This window comes from Roseateles sp. P5_E1, from assembly GCF_054049335.1.
Map to the genome: position 1 here is coordinate 1 of NZ_JBFUMN010000302.1, position 610 is coordinate 610.

1 protein-coding gene is annotated in these 610 nt (G+C 63.8%); it reads right to left on the bottom strand.

Annotated features, from left to right (window positions below):
* On the bottom strand, positions 1-592 hold a 592-nt coding region (locus ACXJKJ_RS31185), incomplete at its 3' end, for a hypothetical protein (RefSeq protein WP_457395474.1).
* Positions 593-610: the final 18 nt, after the last annotated feature.

Sequence of the window (610 nt, forward strand, 5' to 3'; positions counted from 1 at the left end):
GCTCAAGCAGGGGCTGGATGCCCGGCAGGGTACGATGGGCTTCCGACGCAATCGGGTTGTACAGCACCAACGCGGCCTGCACCGCTGCCGAAGTCCCGGCCGCCAGCAGCATCCACCACTCGTTGCGTTGGCGAAGCAGCAGCGCGCGCAGACCATACAGCGGTGCCATCATGACGATCAGCGGCGAGGAAAATGCGCCGATCACCAACATCGGCATGCGCCAGCGCAGGGAGGGCGCACGACGTTCATCCCAGAACAACGGGATTACAACGAGGAATGCTGCCCACCACAGCACGTAGGCCGAGGTCGTGAACACTTCAGGGTCTGTCGGGACGGCCAGCACCGCCAGCGCGCATGCCCACGCGCCGCGCAGACGCGTCGGTGCAACGGCAAGGATGACCATAACTGCGACGGTAACCAGCGCAGCCAGGCCAAGGCTGATCTCCGGCAGCCACCGGAAGGAAATCGTCACCGCAAGCGCGTTGATCAGCTTGTTGGGAATCAGGATGTAGCCGGCCACCGGGTGGAAGAATGTCGCCCAGCCGTACTCAAGGAAGTGCGGCAACAGCTCCTTGCCGTCTTCGACCCACACGTAGGGATGGCTCCACTG